Here is a 17911-nt window from a genome sequence, read left to right on the forward strand (position 1 = left end):
TCCACCCTGCTGATAGCTCCGGGTATTGCACATAGTCCAATAAATGGCTGTGCAGGGGCTGTTGCTTTCTAAACCTGGCAATCTCTCCCACCAGCCAACTTTTGCAGGCATCAGTTCGGATACCTCCCCTTATTGGGCCTGCAAGTAGCCTAGTAGTGGCTTGCTCCAAAGATGGGTGTCCCAATTTCTCCCGCTCCAAAAGGTGGGTGTCCCAATTTGATTCCTTCCGTCGGCCATCGCCGCCCTCGGCGATTTTCGCAACGTGGAACTGACCGGAACGCCGCAGCAGTTCGAGGTGGTGGTTGGCAGACACCGCAAAAGTCAGGGCAATCTCGCCATCGAGTGGCTGGCCGAGGTGATCAAGTCGGTCTGCGATCTTGCCATGCCTAAATAACGTCGCCGTTTGCACAGAGCTGCGCACGCCAGCCAGTTTGCTAACGGCAGGCTGGATCTGCGGGACAAATCCTGCGATGGTGCGGGCAGTTATCCGCTTGTCCCGTTATCGAGTGAAAAGGAGTTGAGATGCGCATTGCCATGATTGGTCTGGGGGATATCGCCCAAAAAGCCTATCTGCCGCTGCTGGCGAGCGACGAGCGGGTCACCCCGCTGCTCTGTACCCGCAATCCGGCGGTGCTGGAGAAGCTCGCCCGCCAGTATCGGGTCGCAGAGTGCTTTACCGATGTGGCGGCCATGCTGGCCAGCCGCCCCGATGCCGTGATGATCCACGCCGCCACCGCCGTTCATCGCGAGCTGGCCGAGCAGTGCCTGCGGGCAGGGATCCCCACCTTTGTCGACAAGCCCCTGTGCGACAATCTGGCCGAGGCCGAGGGACTGGCCAACCTCGCCATCGCGCAAGACTGCGCCCTCTTTACCGGTTTCAACCGCCGCTATCTGCCCGCCATGGATGCTGCCCGTGCCCAGCCGCTCACCGAGCTTAACTGGCAAAAACACCGCTTCGCTCTGCCGGGCAAGGCGCGGGATTTTCTGTTCGACGACTTTATCCATGTGCTCGACAGCCTCTGCTTCTATGGCGCCGTGCCGGGCGGCGACGTTCATGCGGTATTGCGCCCCTGTGCGCAGGACAACAGCTTGCTGGCCGGGGTAAGCGTCAGCTGGCAGAGCGGCGATCGTGCCATCAGCGGCAGCATGAACCGCAGCGCCGGGATCACCGAGGAGCGCATCGATGCCTACGGCGACAACCTCTCCCTGCACCTTGAGAACTGCACTCGCGGCATTCTCGCCCGCGATAAGCAGGCCGAGATGCTTAGCCCCAACGACTGGCAGCCGGTGCTGGCCCAGCGCGGCTTTGCCGCCATGCTGGAGCACTGGTATCAGCAGGTTGAAATCGGCAAGGCGGATAGCGAGCTGATCGCCTCCTACCTGCACGGTCACCGGCTGGCGGAGCAGCTGGTCGCGCTGGCTGACAAGCGGGGATAAGGCTGGCTGGAAGTGCGCGTGGCATGAATGCGCGGTGCGTGAGAAAGATGCATGAAAAACAACGGGGGCCGCAGTTGCGGCCCCCGTTGTTATGGGATGAGATGCATGGGATCAGATGCACTTTACCGGCTTGGGCAGGCCGCCAATCTTGGTCGCCTGCTTGGCGGGCCCTTCCGGGAACAGCTTGTAGAGGTAACGGCTGTTGCCCTTCTCGGGGCCGTACTGCTTCTCCATCGCCTTGACCAGCGCACGGATGGCGGGGGAAGTGTTGAACTCCAGATAGAAGGCGCGCACAAAGCGCACCACTTCCCAGTGCGGCTCCTCCAGCTCGATCCCCTCCTGCGCGGCCAGTACCAGCGCCAGCTCCTCGCTCCAGTCGTTGCTGTTGAGCAGGTAGCCCTTGGCATCGGTCTCGATGAGTTGGCCGTTGAATTCCAGCTGATGTTTTTCGGACGCAGACATGAGGGCTCCTCGCTAATGGGGCTATCAGGATTGGGCGGGCATGGTAGCGCCTTGATCCCCGGTGAGCAACCGACTCTCGTTGGCCAGATGCAGCAGCTGATCCGCCAGCTCGCTGATCAGGTTGAGCTGCTGGGTCAGCATCAGCTGCTCCTCGCTGCTGTCCGGACTTATCACCGGGCACTGACCTCCGATGGAGCTGGAGGGGTTGCCCGCCAGATGGCCGGCGGCCTGCTCCAGGGTGTGGCAGATATGGTGGCGCACCTCATCCAGCCCGCTGATGGCCTCCAGCTTGTCGCGATGGGCCCCCAGCGCCGAAATGTAGGAGAGCAGGGCGTGGTTGCGCCAGGTGAGGGTAAAGCAGAGATCGAGGAAGCGGCGGCGCTTTTGCGGCTCTACCAGCATGCTCTGCCAGGCGGTGGCCAGTTCGCTGTCTGCCAGATGGGCGCTCTTGCGCGCCACCCGATAGTCGATGGACTCGTCCCGCTGCTGCTTGAGGCTTGCCAGCACCGCCGAGAGGTAGCGGGCGTTGGCCGAGAGCGAATTGGCGATAAGGGTCGGCAGCCGCTTGTACTGCCAGTCCGGCCAGAGCCAGGCCACCAGCCCGTAAGAGATCAGGCAGCCGAGCAGGGTATCGAGCAGTCGTGGCCCCAGAATGGCAAAGCCGATGCCATCGAGCAGATTGAACGCCATCAGCACGTAGAGGGTGATAAAGCAGACTGCGGCGCTGTAGTTGTTGCGCACCTGGGTAAAGAAGAGGAAAGCGGCCAGCCCCATCACCACCAGCTGGACGTGCAGCTCGGGAAACAGCCAGAGCACCGGAATGCCCACCAGTATGCCGGCGAAGGTGCCGAGCATCCGTTGCACCAGTCGGCGGCGGGTGGCGCTGTAGCTGGGCTGGCAGACAAACAGCACGGTCAGCAAAATCCAGTAGCCCTTATCCATATCAAAGGTTTGCAGTATGCCGTAGCCGATCACCAGCCCGAGCGACAAACGCAGCGCGTGGCGAAACACCATGGAGTGCAAGGTGAGGTGCTGCTTGAGCTGGGCCAGCAGCGGCAGGCGGGGCGGCCGCGCCAGCGCGGGCAGATCCTGCTCCGGCTGCTCGGGGTTTTGCAGCGCTTCGGCGCTGCCCAGCAACTGGTTGATGCTGGCCAGATTGCGGCGCAGGAATTTCATCGGCGTCAGCAGGGTTTTCGGGTAGTGCTGCTTGAGATTGGTGAACTCCAGCTGATCGCCGAGGGCCTCCAGCGTCCAGTGGATGCGCTTGTTATGGGCGTAGGGCTTGTGCACCAGAATGGCGTAACCGAGCCGCTGGCACGCCTCGGAGAGTTGCAGGAACACCTCCTGAAATCCTTCCAGTACGATGCCTTGCTTGAGCTCCGCTTCCAGTCGGCTGTAGGGGTAGTGGCTGGAGGTGGCGCGCTCGTGAATCTCCAGCGCCAGCAGATAGAGGCGCAGCAGGCTGGCAAGCTCGGGGCTCGCCGGATGGCGGCGGCTCAGGCGGGCGTTGAGGGCCGACTTGGTGAGGGTCAGCGCGCTCACCAGATTGATGTTGAGCTGGGCCAGATTGTGGCGAATGGCCTGGGCGCCGTGCTCGTCCGCCGGGAAGAAGCGGGACTTTTCCAGCAGGTAGCGGCCAAGGGCGAAGTAGCTCTGGGCCAGTTGCTCGTGCAGGGTCTTGTAGGGCAGCAGCCAGAGCCAGATAAACGAGACCAGCCCGTACCAGAGGGCGCCGGCGCCGAGCGCCAGCGGCTGGTAGAAGAGATCTGGCGCCTTGGCGGCCCCCAGCATGGTGTAGATGGCGATCAGCAGCGAGCCGAAGCTGATGGTGGCATAGCGGGCGCCGAGCGCCCCCACCATCACGAAGATAAAGGTGGAGCTGGCCAGCCCGATGGCAAACAGCCAGGGGGTGGGGTAGAGATACTGCACACACAGGGACGCAAACATGAAGCAGATCAGCGTCACGGCGAGGTTCTTGAGCCGTCCCCACAGGCTGTCGTCGGTTTCGGCGATGGCGCCCGCCACTACTCCGAGGGATAGCAGCACGGTGAGCTGGATATTGCCGGTAGCCAGGGTGAAGGCGAGCAGACCGAGAATGGCCAGCAGCACCTTGAGAGCGAAGTAGATGTGACTATCGGTCAGCAGTCGGCGCAGCAGGCCAGAGAGATCCATCGGCATGAGACAGGTGAAACCCTTGATCGAAACGAGAGCGAGATAGTAACCCGCCAAGCGTGAAGTGGCCCTGATCCAAATCAGGGCCACTTCGCTTCATATCCTTGATTTACAACTTATCCTGACAGAAAGAGGAGCCAATAAAAACCCCGCCGAAGCGGGGTTTCTGATTAGTTGCGGTTGCCGCCAAGCAGGCTCAGCAAGCTCAGGAAGATGTTGTAGATGGAGACATACAGGGTGACGGTGGCAGAGATGTAGTTGGTCTCGCCGCCGCGCACGATCTGCTGGGTAGTCAGCAGGATGGCACCGGAGGAGAAGAGCATGAACATGGCGGACAGAGCCAGGCTCAGGGCGCTCATCTGCAGGAAGATGTTGGCAATCATGGCCACCAGCAGTACCCAGAAACCGACGAACAGCATGCCGCCGATGAAAGAGAGGTCACGCTTGGTAGTCAGGGCATAGGCCGACAGACCGAAGAAGGTGAGCGCGGTGCCGCCAAGGGCGGTCATCACGATCTCGCCACCACCATTGTTCATGTACATGTTGATGATGGGGCCCAGGCTATAGCCCAGCAGACCGGTCAGGGCGAAGGTGAAGACCAGCCCCATGCCGTTGTTGCGATTCTTCTCGGTCAGGAACATCAGACCGTAGACACCGATCAGGAACACGGCCCAGTGCAGCGGCGGCATGTTCATCACGGTAGCGACCCCCGCCACCACGGCAGAGAAGCCCAGAGTGAGGGAGAGCAGCATATAGGTGTTACGCAGTACCTTGTTGGTATCGCGTACGGCACTTTGGGTGCCAGTGTAGATAGAACGGGTATCCATCTTGGGTGTCCTCTTGATGTCCGGGTGAGACGGCGAGCAGCCGCCTCGTGATCGCTGTTTGTTACTGCATGTTTACGCATTGTATGTAGAACAAATAGGGATGACGAGGAACAATTTCAAGCCACCTGCCATTTTGCTCCCGCACACTATCCCACAGGAAATATGTATTGCATATGAACAAGGGCTTAGCGTAGTATGCACGCCGTTCGGAGGGGTGGCAGAGCGGCTGAATGCACCGGTCTTGAAAACCGGCGATGGGCGACCATCCGTGGGTTCAAATCCCACCTCCTCCGCCATATTCAAAGAGAAAGCCCAAGCGATTCAATCGCTTGGGCTTTTTTGTATCTGCGGTTTTTACCGGTCCACCTGATGGCCTGCGGCTATTGCCACTCCCGATAGCTGGCGAGGCGGTAGCCGCGCTCGGCGATAAGGGCGGGCAGGGACGGGTCGGTCAGGATCGCCAGTTCGTTGAGGCGGGGCTGGCAGTAGGAGCTGCCCTGCATTTCAAGATCGACAAAGGAAGGGTGGCACATGATCTCGAGCGAATGGGCCCCCAGTTCACTGGCCTCATCGAGCAGTTGCAGCAGGCTGGCTTGGGTCAGCTGCGCGCCGTAGAAGCGGTCGTCGAACCGATCGCAGCTCTGCGGGTGGGTGACGGTCAGGCCGTGGCGGGCTATTTCGCCCCGGTCGATGCGAAGGGGCAGGCCATGCGCCTTGGCGAAAGCCTCCACCAGCGGGTAGAGTGTCGGCAACATATGAACATGGTGGTGGCTGTCGATATGGGTCGGCTGCTTGCCGAAAATCGCGACAAAGCGCTGATACTGACTCGCCAGCTCACCGGATATCTCGGCCAGATCCAGCTCTCCCGCCTCGCTCTTGTGCCAGATCCCCTTGTTGAGCTCGCCCTGCTCGTTCACCAGCGAGGTGAGCGGCGTGAGCGGCTTCCCCCAGCTGAGCATAAAGTGCAGCCCGACTGGCAATTCGGGGAAGCGTTCGGCCAGCCAGGCGGCGTGTGCGATAGCGGGGGAGGTGACGATGGCGCTGGTGGAGCTGACGACCCCGTGCTCGAACGCCTCTACGATGCCGTAGTTCTGGGCGCGGCAGAGGCCGAAGTCGTCGGCGTTGATGATCAATCTTTTGCTCATGAGGATTCCCTTGCGGTTAAGCACCCCGCCAGTTCGGGCGGGGCGTGTTGGCCTCAGGCGAGGGCGTCGATGGCGGCGGCGAAGTTTGGCAGGTGTTCGCGGTGGGCCAGCAACAGCTCGCGGGCGACGATGCGGGCATCGTTGTCGGAGTGGATCAGCGGGTTGAGGTTCATCGCCAGCAGCAGGTCATCGAAGTCGCCACTGATGGCAGCCTTGGCGGCGGCTATCTCGAAGCTCTTGATGAGGTGCACCAGCCCGTTCACTTTGTCGTCAAAGCGGGTGAGGCGCGGGTGGGGGATGGCACCGTCACGCCCGATAAGGCAGCTCATCTCCACCGTCCAGTCGGCCGGGATATTGGTGACATGGCCCTGATGGGGCACGATGACGTAGTGCTCGCTCTGCTTGTCGTTGTAGATGGCGCTGATCACTTCGCAGGCTGCATCGGAGTAGTAGGCGCCGCCACGCAGCTCCAGCTCCTTGGGCTTTTCGCACAGATCGGGGTTCTGGTAGAGCTCGAACAGCTTCTTCTCGACCTGCTGCACCACTTGAGCCCGGGCACCGCCCTTGTAGAACTCGCCCATCTCGATCCCCAGCATCTCTTTCTCCTTGAAGTAGTAACGCAGGTAGGAGCAGGGGAGCAGGCGCAAGCCGCGGATAAAACCGGGGTCGAACGGCAAGTCGAAGATGTTTTTGACCGAGCTGGCGCGGGTCAGGCTGCCATCGGCGACCCCTTCCAGCAGCTCGTCAAAGCGGGATTCGCCGTTGACCAGCACATCGCCGATAAAGACCAGATGATTGAGGCCGAACAAATCCATGGAGAGGTGATCATGCTCGGTGAGCTGGAGGGCATCGCGCACAAACATCTGCATACCGACCGGAATGTTGCACACCCCGATAAAGCGGCGGAAGTTGGTATGACGGCGCACCGCTTCGGTCACCATGCCGGCCGGATTGGTGAAGTTAATCAGCCAGGCATCCGGGCAAAGCGCTTCGACGTCGCGGATGATGTCGAAGATGACCGGTATGGTGCGCAGTCCCTTGAACAGGCCGCCTGCGCCGTTGGTCTCCTGCCCCAGCATGCCGTGGCTCAAGGGGATGCGCTCATCCTTCTCCCGCGCCTGCAACTGGCCGACTCGAAGCTGGGTGGTGACGAAGTGGGCGCCCACCAGTGCCTCGCGGCGATCCAGGGTTTTGTGCAGGGTCATGGGGATGCCCGCCTGACGGATCATCCGTTGGCAGAGGTCGAAGATGATGTTCAGTTTCTCTTCGCCAGCGGGAATATCCACCAGCCACAGCTCGCTGATGGGCAGCTCGGCATAGCGCTTGATGAAACCATCGACCAGCTCGGGGGTGTAGCTGCTGCCGCCGCCTATGGTGACTACCTTGATCTTCTCGCTCATAAATCCCTCTTTATCGATCTTTCTAGGTTTGATGGTGGCCGCTCAGTCATCAGGGTGAGAGGGGCCGCAGCCGCCTGTGGCAGGGGCTGGTGACAATGGATTGGTTCTCTTGAACCGGGTTGTTTAGGTCAGCAACTCGCTGGTCTCAGGCTGAACTTTCGAATTTCGGATAGAGATATTTGCGGTAACTGCCCGGGGTAAACGAGGTGAGCTTCTTGAAGTTTTTGATAAAGAGGCTGACGTCGTTGTAGCCGGTCTCGAAGGCGATATCGGCCACCGAGTTGTTGGTCACCTCCAGCTGCATCTTGGCGTAGTTGATCCGGATCTCGTTGATGATCTGCATCGGCGTCTTGTTGTAGTAACGCCGGGTGGCCCGGGTCAGATACTCCTGGCTCTTGCCACAGAGGGAGACCATGTTGGCCAGCGCATCCTCGGCAAAGAGGGGGCGATCGTGCATCCGCTCCACGGTTTCATGGAGCCAGAGTGGAAGATCATCGCTGGCGGAGGTGTCCTTGTAGTGACGCAGCCGGTTCATCACCGCGTAGGTCACCACTTCGAGAAATTCGGTCAGCGCCTCTTCCCTAAACCCCGGTGAGACCAGCACCGACTCGATGTAGCTGAGGAACTCGCTCTTGAGCGGATAGGCCTGTGAGGCGACGAAGTGTTCCGGCAGCAGGTATTTGAAGTGCTCGTCAAAATAGGTACGAGTGATCCCGACGTTGAAGATGCGGGTGGTGCCGAACTCGTAGAAGCTTTGATGGCGGGAGCCGAGTGGGATAAACACCACGTCCCCCCGCTCCAGCAGCACCCGCTTGCCGTTGACCTCCTGATAGTAACGACCGGTCAGTACCAGGGTGAACTCGTAGTAGTCGTGCTGGTGCAAACCGGTTCCGCTCACCTGTTTGTTGTAGATGAACATGTGGAACGGTTTGTTGTTAAACAGTTCGGTTTCCCGGATTGTTTTAACGCTCATGAGTCGCTTCCTGATCTGCGGGCCGATGACGGGGCCTCTCGCCCCGTCCGGAGGTTATTGGTTCTGCAGCTTTTCGTGCAGCTCGATCAGCTCGCTGATCAGCTCACGGGCCAGCATGGAGGTCATCAGGTGATCCTGGGCATGGACCAGCACCAGGGTGACCGGGATCTTGCCTTCCCCCTGATCGTCCTCGATCAGCTGGGTCTGCACCAGATGGGCGGCATTGAGCGCCTCGCGGGATTGTGCCATCAGCTGGTGAGCGGCAGCCAAGTCCCCCTCCTTGGCCTTTTTCAGCGCGGTGTAGGCGAGGCTGCGGGCCTGCCCGGAGTTGATGATGAGCCCCATTACCACCTCTTCCAGATCGTTGCTGGTGGTGGCCTCTTCAGTGATGTTGTCCAGATCGAACATGTGTCGTTCCTTGCGTAAATGCGTTAATTGAAACCGTTAATTAAAACCATGGTTGCGCGCTACCTCGGCAAACCAGTAGCCGCTCTTCTTGATGGTGCGCTGCTGGCTCTCCAGATCGAGGCGGACGAAGCCGTAACGGTTCTTGTAGGCGTTGAGCCACGACCAGTTGTCGATAAAGGTCCACAGGTGATAGCCGCGACAGGCGCTGCCCTCTTCCAGTGCGCGATGCAGCCACTGGAGGTGCTCGCGAATGAACTGGATGCGGTAGTCATCCTCCACCCGTCCCTCGGGACCGATAAAGCGATCTTCCCCTTCGACCCCCATGCCGTTTTCCGAGATGTAGCAGGGCAGGTTGCCGTAGTTGACTCGCAGGTCGGTGAGGATGTCGTAGATCCCTTTTTCGTAAATCTCCCAGCCGCGGTGGGGGTTCATCTTGCGGCCCGGCATCTCGTAGTAGTCGAACAGATCTTCCGGCGTGCGCGGTACATCCTGCCACGCCACCTCTTTGGCCTTGACCCGGCGCGGCTGGTAATAGTTGATGCCGAGGATATCCACCTTGCCGGCGGCGAGCAGCGCCTTGTCACCCTCTTCGATCTGCGGCAGCAAGTCGTACTGCTCTAGCAGCGCGACCAGCTCGGGGGCGTAGCTCCCCTTCAGGGCAGGATCGAGGAAGCTTTTGTTGAGCAGCAGATCCGCGATGCGGGAGGCGGCGAGATCTGCCGGATCCTGCGAGCGGGGATAGGTCGGGCTCAGGTTGAGGATGATGCCGATCTCGCCATCATGCTGGCAGGCGCGATAGGCCTGCACGGCACCGGCATGGGCCAGCGCGGTGTGGTAGGCGACGGTGGCCGCCCTACCAAAATCGACCACACAGGGGTAGTGGTAGTGGCCAAGGTAGCCGCACTCGACCGGCACAATCGGCTCGTTGAAGGTGAACCAGTGCTTGATGCGACCGCCAAACAGGTCGAAGCAGCGGGTGGCGTAGCGCACATAGGCGGCCACCACTTCCCGGCTCTCCCAGCCGCCACGCTCCTGCATGCACATCGGCATGTCGAAGTGGTAGAGGTTGATAAGCGGGGTGATCCCCTCGGCCAGCAGCCGGTCAAAGACGGCGTTGTAGAAGCTGACCGCCTCCTGGTTGATTTCGCCCACCCCGTCCGGGATCAGCCGTGACCAAGAGATGGAGGTGCGAAAACTGTTGTGCCCCAGCTGCTTGAGCAGCTTGATGTCGCTCTCGAAGTTGTCATAGAAGGTGGAAGTGTCGGTCGGGCCGACCCCGTTGTGGAAACGCTGCGGTTCGATGGAGAACCAGTAGTCAAAGATATTGGCGGATTTGCCGCCGCGGTTGGCGGCGCCTTCCATCTGCGGGGCCGAGCTGGCGCTGCCCCACCAGAAGTTATCCGGAAAACGATACTGCATGGGTTACTTCTCCAGGCTGTTAGGGGAGGAGTTTTGCTCCTCCCTTGCTGTCATTGGAATGGCTGTTATCAGAACTTCAGAGCCAGAGCGATATCCTCTTCGCTCTCCTCTTCTTCATCGATGACGTTCTGCGCTTTGTTGGCAATCAGCACGAAGGGGATATACATCATGGTCGCGACACCCAGGTTGAATATCGCCAGACAGAAGGCTGCCACGCTGCCGTTGGTGTTGAAGAAGGCACCCAGGCCGGTCGGCATGGTCCATGGCGCTATGTTGGTGATGGGCGGGATGATCCCGGCGTAGTAGGCCGCCATGGTGATCCCCATCAGTACCGGGTGCACCAGAATGAAGGGCACCAGCAGGATGGGGTTCATGATGACCGGCAAGCCGAACAGGATGGGCTCGTTGATCTGGAACAGACCGGAGGGCAGACCCAGCTTGGCAACCTGACGGTAGTCATCGCGACGGGAGACCATAAAGATGGCCAGGATAAGGCCAAGGGTGGCACCGGTGCCGCCGAGGAAGACGAAGGAGTCGGTGATCGGTTTGGCCCAGAAGTGGAACTGCTTGCCTGCCTCCAGCGCCGCTTCAACCGAGCCGTACTGGTTGTAGAGGGCGACGTTTTCCAGGGCGAAGGGGAACAGAATGCCGGATTCCAGCGCGGTGAGCGCCAGCATGCCGTGTACCCCGAAGAACCAGAGGAAGGAGGAGAACACCACATAGACCCAGCCGACCAGACCGCTCATATTGGACAGCGGCTTGGCGATGCTGTCCATGATCAGCTGGTGGAAGTTGGTGCCCGCATCGTTCAGCAGATAGGAGATGACCCCCATGATGGAGAGGATGATAAAGCCTGGAATGAGCGCGGAGAACGAGCGGGAGACCGAGGCCGGCACGCTGTCAGGCAGGGTGATCACCCAGTTGCGACGGACGATAAAGGCGAACATTTCGGCCACGACGATACCGATCAGCATGCCGGAGATGATGTTGGCTCCGCCCAGCCAGTTGGCGCCCACCGCATAGGCGTCGCCCACGCTGAACGGCGTGACGGTCATAAAGGCCGCTACCGAGAGCAGGCCCGATGCCAGGGGATCGCTCTTGCGCTCTTCGGCCAGCGCCAGACCGATAAAGAAGGGGGCCATCAGGGACATGATCCCCAGAGTGCCGTTATAGACGTTGCCACCGATGCTTTTGAGGCCGTCTAGGGTGGCGATGGTGGCAGGATCGAGCCGCACACCGATGGAGTAGAAGAAGGAGCCTTCGCCAAAGCTCAGAAAGACGTTGTTGATGAGAACGAACATGGCCCCGACCAGCGTCAGGGGCATCAGCTTGATAAAACCGTTCTTGATGGCGTTGACATGAGGTTGTTTGCCCAGCTTGACGGCAATGGGCAGTATGACCTTCTCCAACGATGCGATGATGTTGCTCACAGGGGTCTCCTTACTGCGCGAGGCTCTTCTTGATGGAGGCTACCGCCGCCTTCAGTACGCCGAGGCCATCGACCTTGCCGTAGAGCAGGGTGTCGATCACCTCGACCGGCTTGCCCGGCAGTTGCTGCTGGATCTCCGGCAGCATGTAGGCGATTTGCGGGCCCAGCAGCACCAGATCGGCATCCTGTCCCTTTTCGCCAGCCAGGGTCTCCGGATAGGCATCGATCAGCACCGGCACATCATATTTTTCCGCCTGCGCCTTCATCTTTGAAACCAGCAGTGAAGTGGACATCCCGGCAGAGCAAAACAGGTAAATACGCTTCTTTTCCATAACCCTTCCCTCAACGCTTGAAAACCAAATGAACAGATCGGTCGAGATGCGTGTCTGTCGTGCTAGCAAGACAAATCAATCATCTCCAGTTGACCTCATTGTATCTACCCATGGGTTTCATCTGGTATTTCGATACCTATATCAATAGTCTTTGGTTGACCATGGTTTTTGCCGTCGCTCACATTTTTGATGGGCAGGCGCAGCGGAAATGAGATGGGATGGGGCGCAAGGAGGATGTTTTCCTTGGTTTAATCTTTATTTTTCAGTTTGTTATTTTTGTGGCCTTAAAGATTGCTGCAAGTTGGCTGAAAAAGATCAATAACGGGTGCTAGCTCACATTTCACAAGGAATGCAACCTGATTGACATTCAGAAGGGCGGGGATGAGCTGCCACTTTTTCGACAAGGTGCTCGATCATTGACCATTGACGGCAAGTGGATTGGCGAGGGAGGCGGGCTTTTTCCACACTGAGCGGGTTGAAGGAGAGGGTGAACAGGCACCTTGCAGAGGTTATTGCGCTAAGTGAGAGTTGAATGAGTAAGAGCTGAGGGGGTCAGTGCAGTGAGAGGAGAAGGCACAAAGGGATAAACAAGCTGACCCCGGAGTGGCTCCGGGGTCGGCGGGATAGGGGTTAGACCCGCCCCTGATAGCGCAGGGGGAAGCGGCCCTGACTGTCGGGCTGTCCGAGGAAGGGGAGCCCTTGCTGCATCTGTGGTGGCAGTTCCGGGCCCGGCTTCAGGGTGCCCTGGAACAGGTATTGGCCATTGGGTTGCAGCTCGAGGCGACCCATGGTCTGTACCGCATCCGAGCCCTGCTTGAGTTCGGCCACCAGTTTGGAGTCGAGGCAGGTGAGCTTCAGCTCAGGATCGGCCAGATCCAGCTTGCCCGCCGGGGTATCGGCGCTGGCATTGTACCAGTCGAGGTTGCCGTAGAGGTTGTCACACCAGGGGTTGCCCTGGACAAATTGCTCCACTTTGAGCTGCAGCTGGCCGCTGACGGTGATCGGGATCGGCAGGCGCATCGGCACCCGGCTTAGCAACCAGGGGGCGGGGGCGTTGAGAGTCAAGTCCCGGCCGAAGGCGGCGCCATTCCAGCCGACAACGCCCTGACCATTGAGTCCGTTGCGATCGCCAAAGCGAATGGCCACTTCGGGTGCGAAGCGCAGCAGCGACCAGCCGTTGAGATCCCAGCGCAGCTGGTTCACCGATTCGCTGGCATATTGCAGTCGGGCGATCTGGCCATTCCAGAGGGTGCCGCTCACCCCTTCCAGTTTCAGCAGGTTGGCAACGTTGGCAGGCAGCGGCAGATAGCGCGCTACCAGCGCTGCAGGCAGGGTGGCCAGCAGGAAGAGCAGATAGGCTGTCAGAAACAGGCTGGCAATCAGGATGCGTTTTTTCATTGTGGACGACTCAACTGCAAACGTCTGACCTTGACCAGACCCGGGGCCAGATCCTCGCGGGCGATCTCGATGATTTGAACCTGAATGCCGTGCTGCTCCACCAGAGTGGAGAGCCAGAGCAGCAAGTCATCGAACTGGACCGTGTCGATCCACACTTGCAGCTCCTGCGCCTGGGGTTGCAGCCGGGCAATCTTGATCTTGTGGTTGAAGGCGGTGCGGTTGACCACCCCTTCCAGGGTGCCGCTGGTATCAATCTGGCGACCCGATCCACCCTGCATGGTCAGCACCTCTTCCCCCTTCTCCTTGAGCCAGGCGAGGGTCTGCTGCTGGTTCTGCACCTGCCGCTCCCGCTCCGCGATGCGGTTGGTGATGGGCTGCCAGACGCTCCAGTAGAAGAGACCGACCAGCAGCAGAACGCCACCTGCGGCCACCAGCCGCTGTTCCCGTGCGGTGATGCCGTGCCACCAGCTCTGCAATTTTTCCATCATGATGATTTACCCTTGAGCACCAGTGCGCCCTCTACCTTGCCCTCGGTGCTGCGCACCTCGCCTTGCTGTACCTCGAATTGCTTGCCAGCCAGCTCGCGGAACCGCTCGATCTCGGCAAAGCCGGGAGCGGTCACCTGCAGCCGCAGCTCGCGGCGACTGGCATCAAAGCGCATCACCTGCGGCTTGAGGCCGGGTACTTCAGCAAAGGTGGGGGCCAGCTCGGTGAGCATCAGCAGTACGCCGTTTTGCGGGGCTTGTCCCATCTGTTGCAGATGCTGGTTGATCTGGCTGCGCACGTTCACGATGCGGCTCTCACCCGGGAAGATGCGGGTATAGACGGCACGGATCTCCGCTTTCAGCGCCTTGTCCTGCTCGGTGAGCTGATAGAGTTGCACGCCGCGCTGGCCGAGGGCCACCAGCAGCAACAGACCGGCGGTGATGGCTACCTTGCGCCACTGCAACCAGTAGCGGGCATATTCGGTCTGCGGCCGGTAGGGGCCGGTCAGCAGGTTGGCGCGGCAGGTGAGGGCCCCTTTGGCCAGCAGCAGCATGGGCAGTTCGGGCTCGGCCGGCTGCCAGTTGGCCGCCGCAATGGCGGGCACCGGGGTGTGGCTGTGGATGGTGACCGGCTCGGCTTCGGTTGCCAGCAAGATAGCCAGCAGCGGTTCGTCAGCCACTATCCCCTGACAAGGGCCCTGGCGTACCAGCCACTCGCTGCCGAGTTGCAGCGCAGACCAGCCATCCGCGGCCTGTGGCAGCGCCAGCACATCGGGCAGCAGTTGCAGGCTCTTGAGGCCAGCGGCATCGAGCCAGCCGAGCCACTCGGCCATCTTCTGCCGATCCACCGCCATCAGGTCGACCTGTTGCCCTTCGTGGGCCAGCACCACCAGATGGAGCTCGTCCACGTCGGAGGCGATCTGCTCCTCCAGCAGGTAGGGGAGGGCTGCCGCCGACTGGCGGTTGTAGCGACCCGGCAGGGTGACGCGCCGGAAGATCAGATCGCTGCCCGGCACTAGCGTGACCACGGGGCGGCCACCGGCCCGCTCCTGCAGCTCGCCCAGGGCATCGGCCGAGGGCAGGGTGCCGGAGGCGATGATCTCCTGCTCCTGACCGGACCAGACCAGCCAGGCTACGGGTTGTTGTTTATTGGTCCCCAGTCGGATGACCAGACTTTCGCTCACGCATCTCTCTCCTGCGATACCGGTTTGCAAATGGCGTTGTGCGCCCTGGCAACCGGTGCGCAGCCCGCAGGCTGCATCCAACATCTCTCGTACCCGCGGGCGATGGCCTGCAGGTGCGCTGTTTATTCGGCGCCGCTACTGAGGCGGCGCAGCATCACCAGTTTATTGTCCTTGCCCCGCTGGAACAGGGTTTCGAGCCAGGCCCGGTTATCGCCGACCTCTGCCACGACTCGGGCTTCGAAGAAGTCGCTCTTGACCACCAGCGCTTCTTTCAGCCCTTTCACCGAATCGACCGGAGCGAGCATGTCTGTCATCAGCTTGCTCTCTTTCCACCCCTTTTGTGGCCGCTCGTTCAGCACCCGCTTGGCGTCATCCAGCCCGATAGTGCCCAGATAGAGGGCGACCAGCAGCTCGGGGCGCTGGGGGGCAAGGGTATTGATATTGATCTTCAACTTGTCGCTGGGCAGGGTGCAGACATAGGGGGCCAGTTTGGCATAGACCCTGGCCGTCACCCCGCGCACCGCCCTCAGCTCGTCCTTGCCCAGCATCCACTGGTTGGCGGTCAGATAGGGTGGCTTGAGCCCCTCGTAATAGGCGTCCTCTGCGCCAAGGCTGGATACCAGCACCGTATCCTTGTCAGTCCAGTCACGGATGGCATCGGTGAGCTGGGCCGCCTCGTAATCATCCATCGCCAGCTGCTTGAGCAGTTCGCGAAACACCTGCACCGGATAGGGCTGCTGCGCCAGCTCCTCGCCGCTCCCCGCCTTGGAGGCCACGCTCAGGCTGTTGAGGTTGAAGCAGGATTGCAGGTCGGTCACCTCGCCCTTGAGCTGGCCATCGTCCACCGGAAACACAGTGTTCTTGCGGGCCCAGTTCTGGCTGAGGTTGACCACCTCGGGGTTGTCCTTGAAATCCTGCGTCAGCACCTTGCTCACCAGCGCTTCCGCCGAGAGGGCATACCACCACGCCTGTTTGCCGGTGGTGATGTTGGCGGTGCGGCGCAGCTCAAGCTGTAGGCGGCCGCTCATATTGCTGGCGATGATCACCATTACCGAGAGGATCAGCAGCACCACCAGCAGCGCCATGCCGCGCTGGCGGCCGGGAGCGGCGAGATTAGCCCGCATTGGCGCCCCCTCCGTTCTGGCTGTCACCATTACCGCCATTGGTATTGCCGTTGCCGCCGTTGTTCCCGTTATTGCTGTTGTTGCCGCCCCCCTGGTCGGGGTTGCTGCTCTGGCTGTTCTCTTCGGCGCGCTGGCCACCGGCGCCAATCAGGAACTGACGGCGAATGGTGCCGTAATCTTCCAGATCCAGCTCCACTGCCAGCCCGTAGGGCAGCACGCTGCGCTGGCTCCACTCCTCTTTCCAGTTGCCCTTGTCGAAGAAGTAGAGGCGAAACGCCGTGATCCCTGTCAGCACCGGTTGGATGCGCGGCTCGGTGCCGATCACCGGATCCGGATAGAGGTAGCTCAGGCGCTCCAGCTTCTGATCCTTGAGTCGCCAGCCGACCCGCTGCAGATGGGAGCGGGGCAGCATGCCGTCCGGGTTGAGCCAGCCGCTGCGCATAAAGGCCATGCCCCAGTCATCGCTCTGCTGGCCGAAGCGGGAAGCCGCCAGCAGCACCTTGTTGTTCTCCCCCTCGATGCGGCCGCTGCGCGGCACCATCTGGGTGATGTCTCGCTCCAGCAGGGTGAAGGCGAGCTGCAATTCGTTGAGGCGAGCCTCCTTGCGCTTGGCTACCTCGTCGCTGGTGAGCACTCCCTGCAGCACCTGATAGGCGCCCATGCTGAGGCTGGCGAAGATGGCGATGGCCACCAGCATTTCGAGCAGGGTAAAACCGGCATGGCGGACGGGGCGGGGCGTGCGGGCGGATAGCTGGGTCATCGGCTGATATAGGTCCGCATCATGGCGACCGGGTTCTCGGCCTTGGCCTCGGTACGCACTTCCATATCGAGCGCCCGGAAGTTGTTGTCGGCGGTGGCGACGCCGCGATAGCGCCAGTACCAGGTGCTGCCCGCCATCTGCTCATCCCCTTCCACCCAGCTGTCACCAGGCCACTTGTTCTCGAGCTTCTGTTGCACCAGCTGGTTCTCTACCACCCAGGTGGCGAGTGTCTTCTGCTCCAGATAGTTGAGGGCCGAGAGGTGTTCGCTGGTGGTTTTCATTACCGCGAGACCCGCGATGGCAAAGACGGCCAGTGCGACCATGACTTCGAGTAGTGTCATGCCCCTGGCGTTCATTCGCTCACCTCTTCATCTTCATCGCCGGTGAGCAGGGTGAGGCGGCCGAACTCATCCCCTTTGACGATGCGGGTGTAGCGGGCATCGTCATCCTGCTGGGTAAAGGTGAGCACGAACGGGCTCAGCTCGCCGCCCGGGAAAATAAGCAGCTGCGGCGTGCGCTCCTTCTCGTCGCGCTTCTGTTCGGTTTTCTCGTCGGAGTCCGGCTGCCAGCCAAAGCCTTCCAGCTCCAGTGCCAGCGTCATGTTCTCGGCCAGTTGTACCGGCCCCAGCTGCTTGTCGCCAGTCAGGGCCAGCCACTTGCGATCCTTGGCCTGACGCTGCATAAACTGCCAGCCGTTATCCTCGATGCGAATGCCCACCAGCCGACCATCCATCACTGCATACTCCTGCGCCAGCTGCAGGGTCGCCATCAGGCGACGCGCCTGCTTGTCCAGCTCCCGATCCCCTCTGGTGCCTCCCATGCTGAGGGTGACGGCGGTGGCCACCAGTCCCATCAGCATTGCAACGAGCAACACCTCCAGCAGGGTAAAGCCGGCTTGGCGACGAGCAGATGGCGCAGCCTTCATTCAGGCTGCTCCAGCAAGGCGGAGTGCATAC

General features: G+C 60.8%; 18 protein-coding genes, 1 tRNA gene and 1 pseudogene. 3 read left to right on the plus strand and 17 right to left on the minus strand.

All coding sequences use genetic code 11. The features are described 5' to 3' along the window. The first annotated feature begins 262 nt into the window (after positions 1-262). A complete protein-coding gene (locus G5179_RS03445; RefSeq protein WP_272865866.1) occupies positions 263-394 on the plus strand; it encodes a hypothetical protein in 132 nt (43 codons plus the stop codon). Positions 395-522: 128 nt separating this feature from the next. Beyond that, a complete protein-coding gene (locus tag G5179_RS03450) occupies positions 523-1437 on the plus strand; it encodes a Gfo/Idh/MocA family protein (protein ID WP_216953147.1) in 915 nt (304 codons plus the stop codon). A 111-nt stretch (positions 1438-1548) separates the two neighbouring features. Here the strand turns inward: G5179_RS03450 and G5179_RS03455 are convergent, their stop codons facing one another. From G5179_RS03455 to G5179_RS03465, 3 genes are all read right to left on the minus strand, one after another. Next, positions 1549-1899: a TusE/DsrC/DsvC family sulfur relay protein gene (locus G5179_RS03455; protein WP_005347582.1), complete on the minus strand. Its 351-nt coding sequence runs from the start codon at positions 1897-1899 to the stop codon at positions 1549-1551. Positions 1900-1923: 24 nt separating this feature from the next. After that, entirely contained in the window at positions 1924-4077 is a 2154-nt protein-coding gene (gene yccS / locus G5179_RS03460) for a YccS family putative transporter (RefSeq protein WP_421257876.1), read from the minus strand. 164 nt (positions 4078-4241) lie between these two features. After that, positions 4242-4898 carry a Bax inhibitor-1/YccA family protein gene (locus G5179_RS03465; RefSeq protein ID WP_005338308.1) on the minus strand — a complete coding sequence of 219 codons (657 nt, stop codon included), beginning with the start codon at positions 4896-4898 and terminating at the stop codon, positions 4242-4244. A gap of 208 nt (positions 4899-5106) precedes the next feature. Here G5179_RS03465 and G5179_RS03470 point away from each other — a divergent pair. Beyond that, positions 5107-5194, plus strand: a tRNA-Ser gene (locus G5179_RS03470). Between the two features lie 84 nt (positions 5195-5278). Here the strand turns inward: G5179_RS03470 and chbG are convergent. The 14 genes and pseudogenes from chbG to exeH form a co-directional block, all read right to left on the minus strand. After that, positions 5279-6043 (minus strand): chitin disaccharide deacetylase, encoded by a 765-nt coding sequence (gene chbG / locus G5179_RS03475; protein WP_227342216.1) that lies wholly within the window; start codon positions 6041-6043, stop codon positions 5279-5281. A gap of 53 nt (positions 6044-6096) precedes the next feature. Next, a complete protein-coding gene (locus tag G5179_RS03480) occupies positions 6097-7443 on the minus strand; it encodes a 6-phospho-beta-glucosidase (protein ID WP_421257877.1) in 1347 nt (448 codons plus the stop codon). 145 nt (positions 7444-7588) lie between these two features. Further along, on the minus strand, positions 7589-8416 hold the full coding sequence (chbR, locus tag G5179_RS03485; protein ID WP_069554568.1) for a transcriptional regulator ChbR: 828 nt from the start codon (positions 8414-8416) through the stop codon (positions 7589-7591). A 54-nt stretch (positions 8417-8470) separates the two neighbouring features. After that, positions 8471-8824: a PTS N,N'-diacetylchitobiose transporter subunit IIA gene (gene chbA, locus G5179_RS03490; RefSeq protein WP_005350025.1), complete on the minus strand. Its 354-nt coding sequence runs from the start codon at positions 8822-8824 to the stop codon at positions 8471-8473. Positions 8825-8860: 36 nt separating this feature from the next. Then, positions 8861-10243: a glycoside hydrolase family 1 protein gene (locus G5179_RS03495; RefSeq protein WP_421257878.1), complete on the minus strand. Its 1383-nt coding sequence runs from the start codon at positions 10241-10243 to the stop codon at positions 8861-8863. A gap of 68 nt (positions 10244-10311) precedes the next feature. Then, a complete protein-coding gene (gene chbC / locus G5179_RS03500; protein WP_421254985.1) occupies positions 10312-11673 on the minus strand; it encodes a PTS N,N'-diacetylchitobiose transporter subunit IIC in 1362 nt (453 codons plus the stop codon). 10 nt (positions 11674-11683) lie between these two features. After that, positions 11684-12004 (minus strand): PTS sugar transporter subunit IIB, encoded by a 321-nt coding sequence (locus G5179_RS03505; protein WP_005350034.1) that lies wholly within the window; start codon positions 12002-12004, stop codon positions 11684-11686. Positions 12005-12634: 630 nt separating this feature from the next. Further along, positions 12635-13402, minus strand: coding sequence for a GspN family type II secretion system protein ExeN (gene exeN / locus G5179_RS03510; protein WP_421257879.1), 768 nt, complete (start codon positions 13400-13402; stop codon positions 12635-12637). Then, a complete protein-coding gene (exeM, locus tag G5179_RS03515; RefSeq protein ID WP_335830924.1) occupies positions 13399-13890 on the minus strand; it encodes a GspM family type II secretion system protein ExeM in 492 nt (163 codons plus the stop codon). Before exeM ends, exeN begins: the two co-directional genes overlap by 4 nt. Beyond that, positions 13887-15071: a GspL family type II secretion system protein ExeL gene (gene exeL, locus G5179_RS03520; RefSeq protein ID WP_335830923.1), complete on the minus strand. Its 1185-nt coding sequence runs from the start codon at positions 15069-15071 to the stop codon at positions 13887-13889. The genes exeM and exeL overlap by 4 nt, the downstream gene beginning before the upstream one ends. 122 nt (positions 15072-15193) lie before the next feature. Continuing rightward, positions 15194-16195, minus strand: a complete 1002-nt coding sequence (exeK, locus tag G5179_RS03525) for a GspK family T2SS minor pseudopilin variant ExeK (RefSeq protein WP_236367996.1) — start codon at positions 16193-16195, stop codon at positions 15194-15196. A 112-nt stretch (positions 16196-16307) separates the two neighbouring features. After that, positions 16308-16955: pseudogene (gspJ, locus tag G5179_RS03530) on the minus strand (type II secretion system minor pseudopilin GspJ); the annotation flags it as partial. Then, entirely contained in the window at positions 16952-17311 is a 360-nt protein-coding gene (gene exeI, locus G5179_RS03535; protein WP_421257880.1) for a GspI family T2SS minor pseudopilin variant ExeI, read from the minus strand. The pseudogene gspJ and the gene exeI, both read right to left, overlap by 4 nt. Further along, positions 17308-17880 carry a GspH family T2SS minor pseudopilin variant ExeH gene (gene exeH / locus G5179_RS03540; protein WP_421257881.1) on the minus strand — a complete coding sequence of 191 codons (573 nt, stop codon included), beginning with the start codon at positions 17878-17880 and terminating at the stop codon, positions 17308-17310. Before exeH ends, exeI begins: the two co-directional genes overlap by 4 nt. Positions 17881-17911: the final 31 nt, after the last annotated feature.

Origin of the sequence: Aeromonas sp. 600886 (genome assembly GCF_049174935.1) — a bacterium.
GTDB lineage: Bacteria > Pseudomonadota > Gammaproteobacteria > Enterobacterales > Aeromonadaceae > Aeromonas > Aeromonas veronii_A.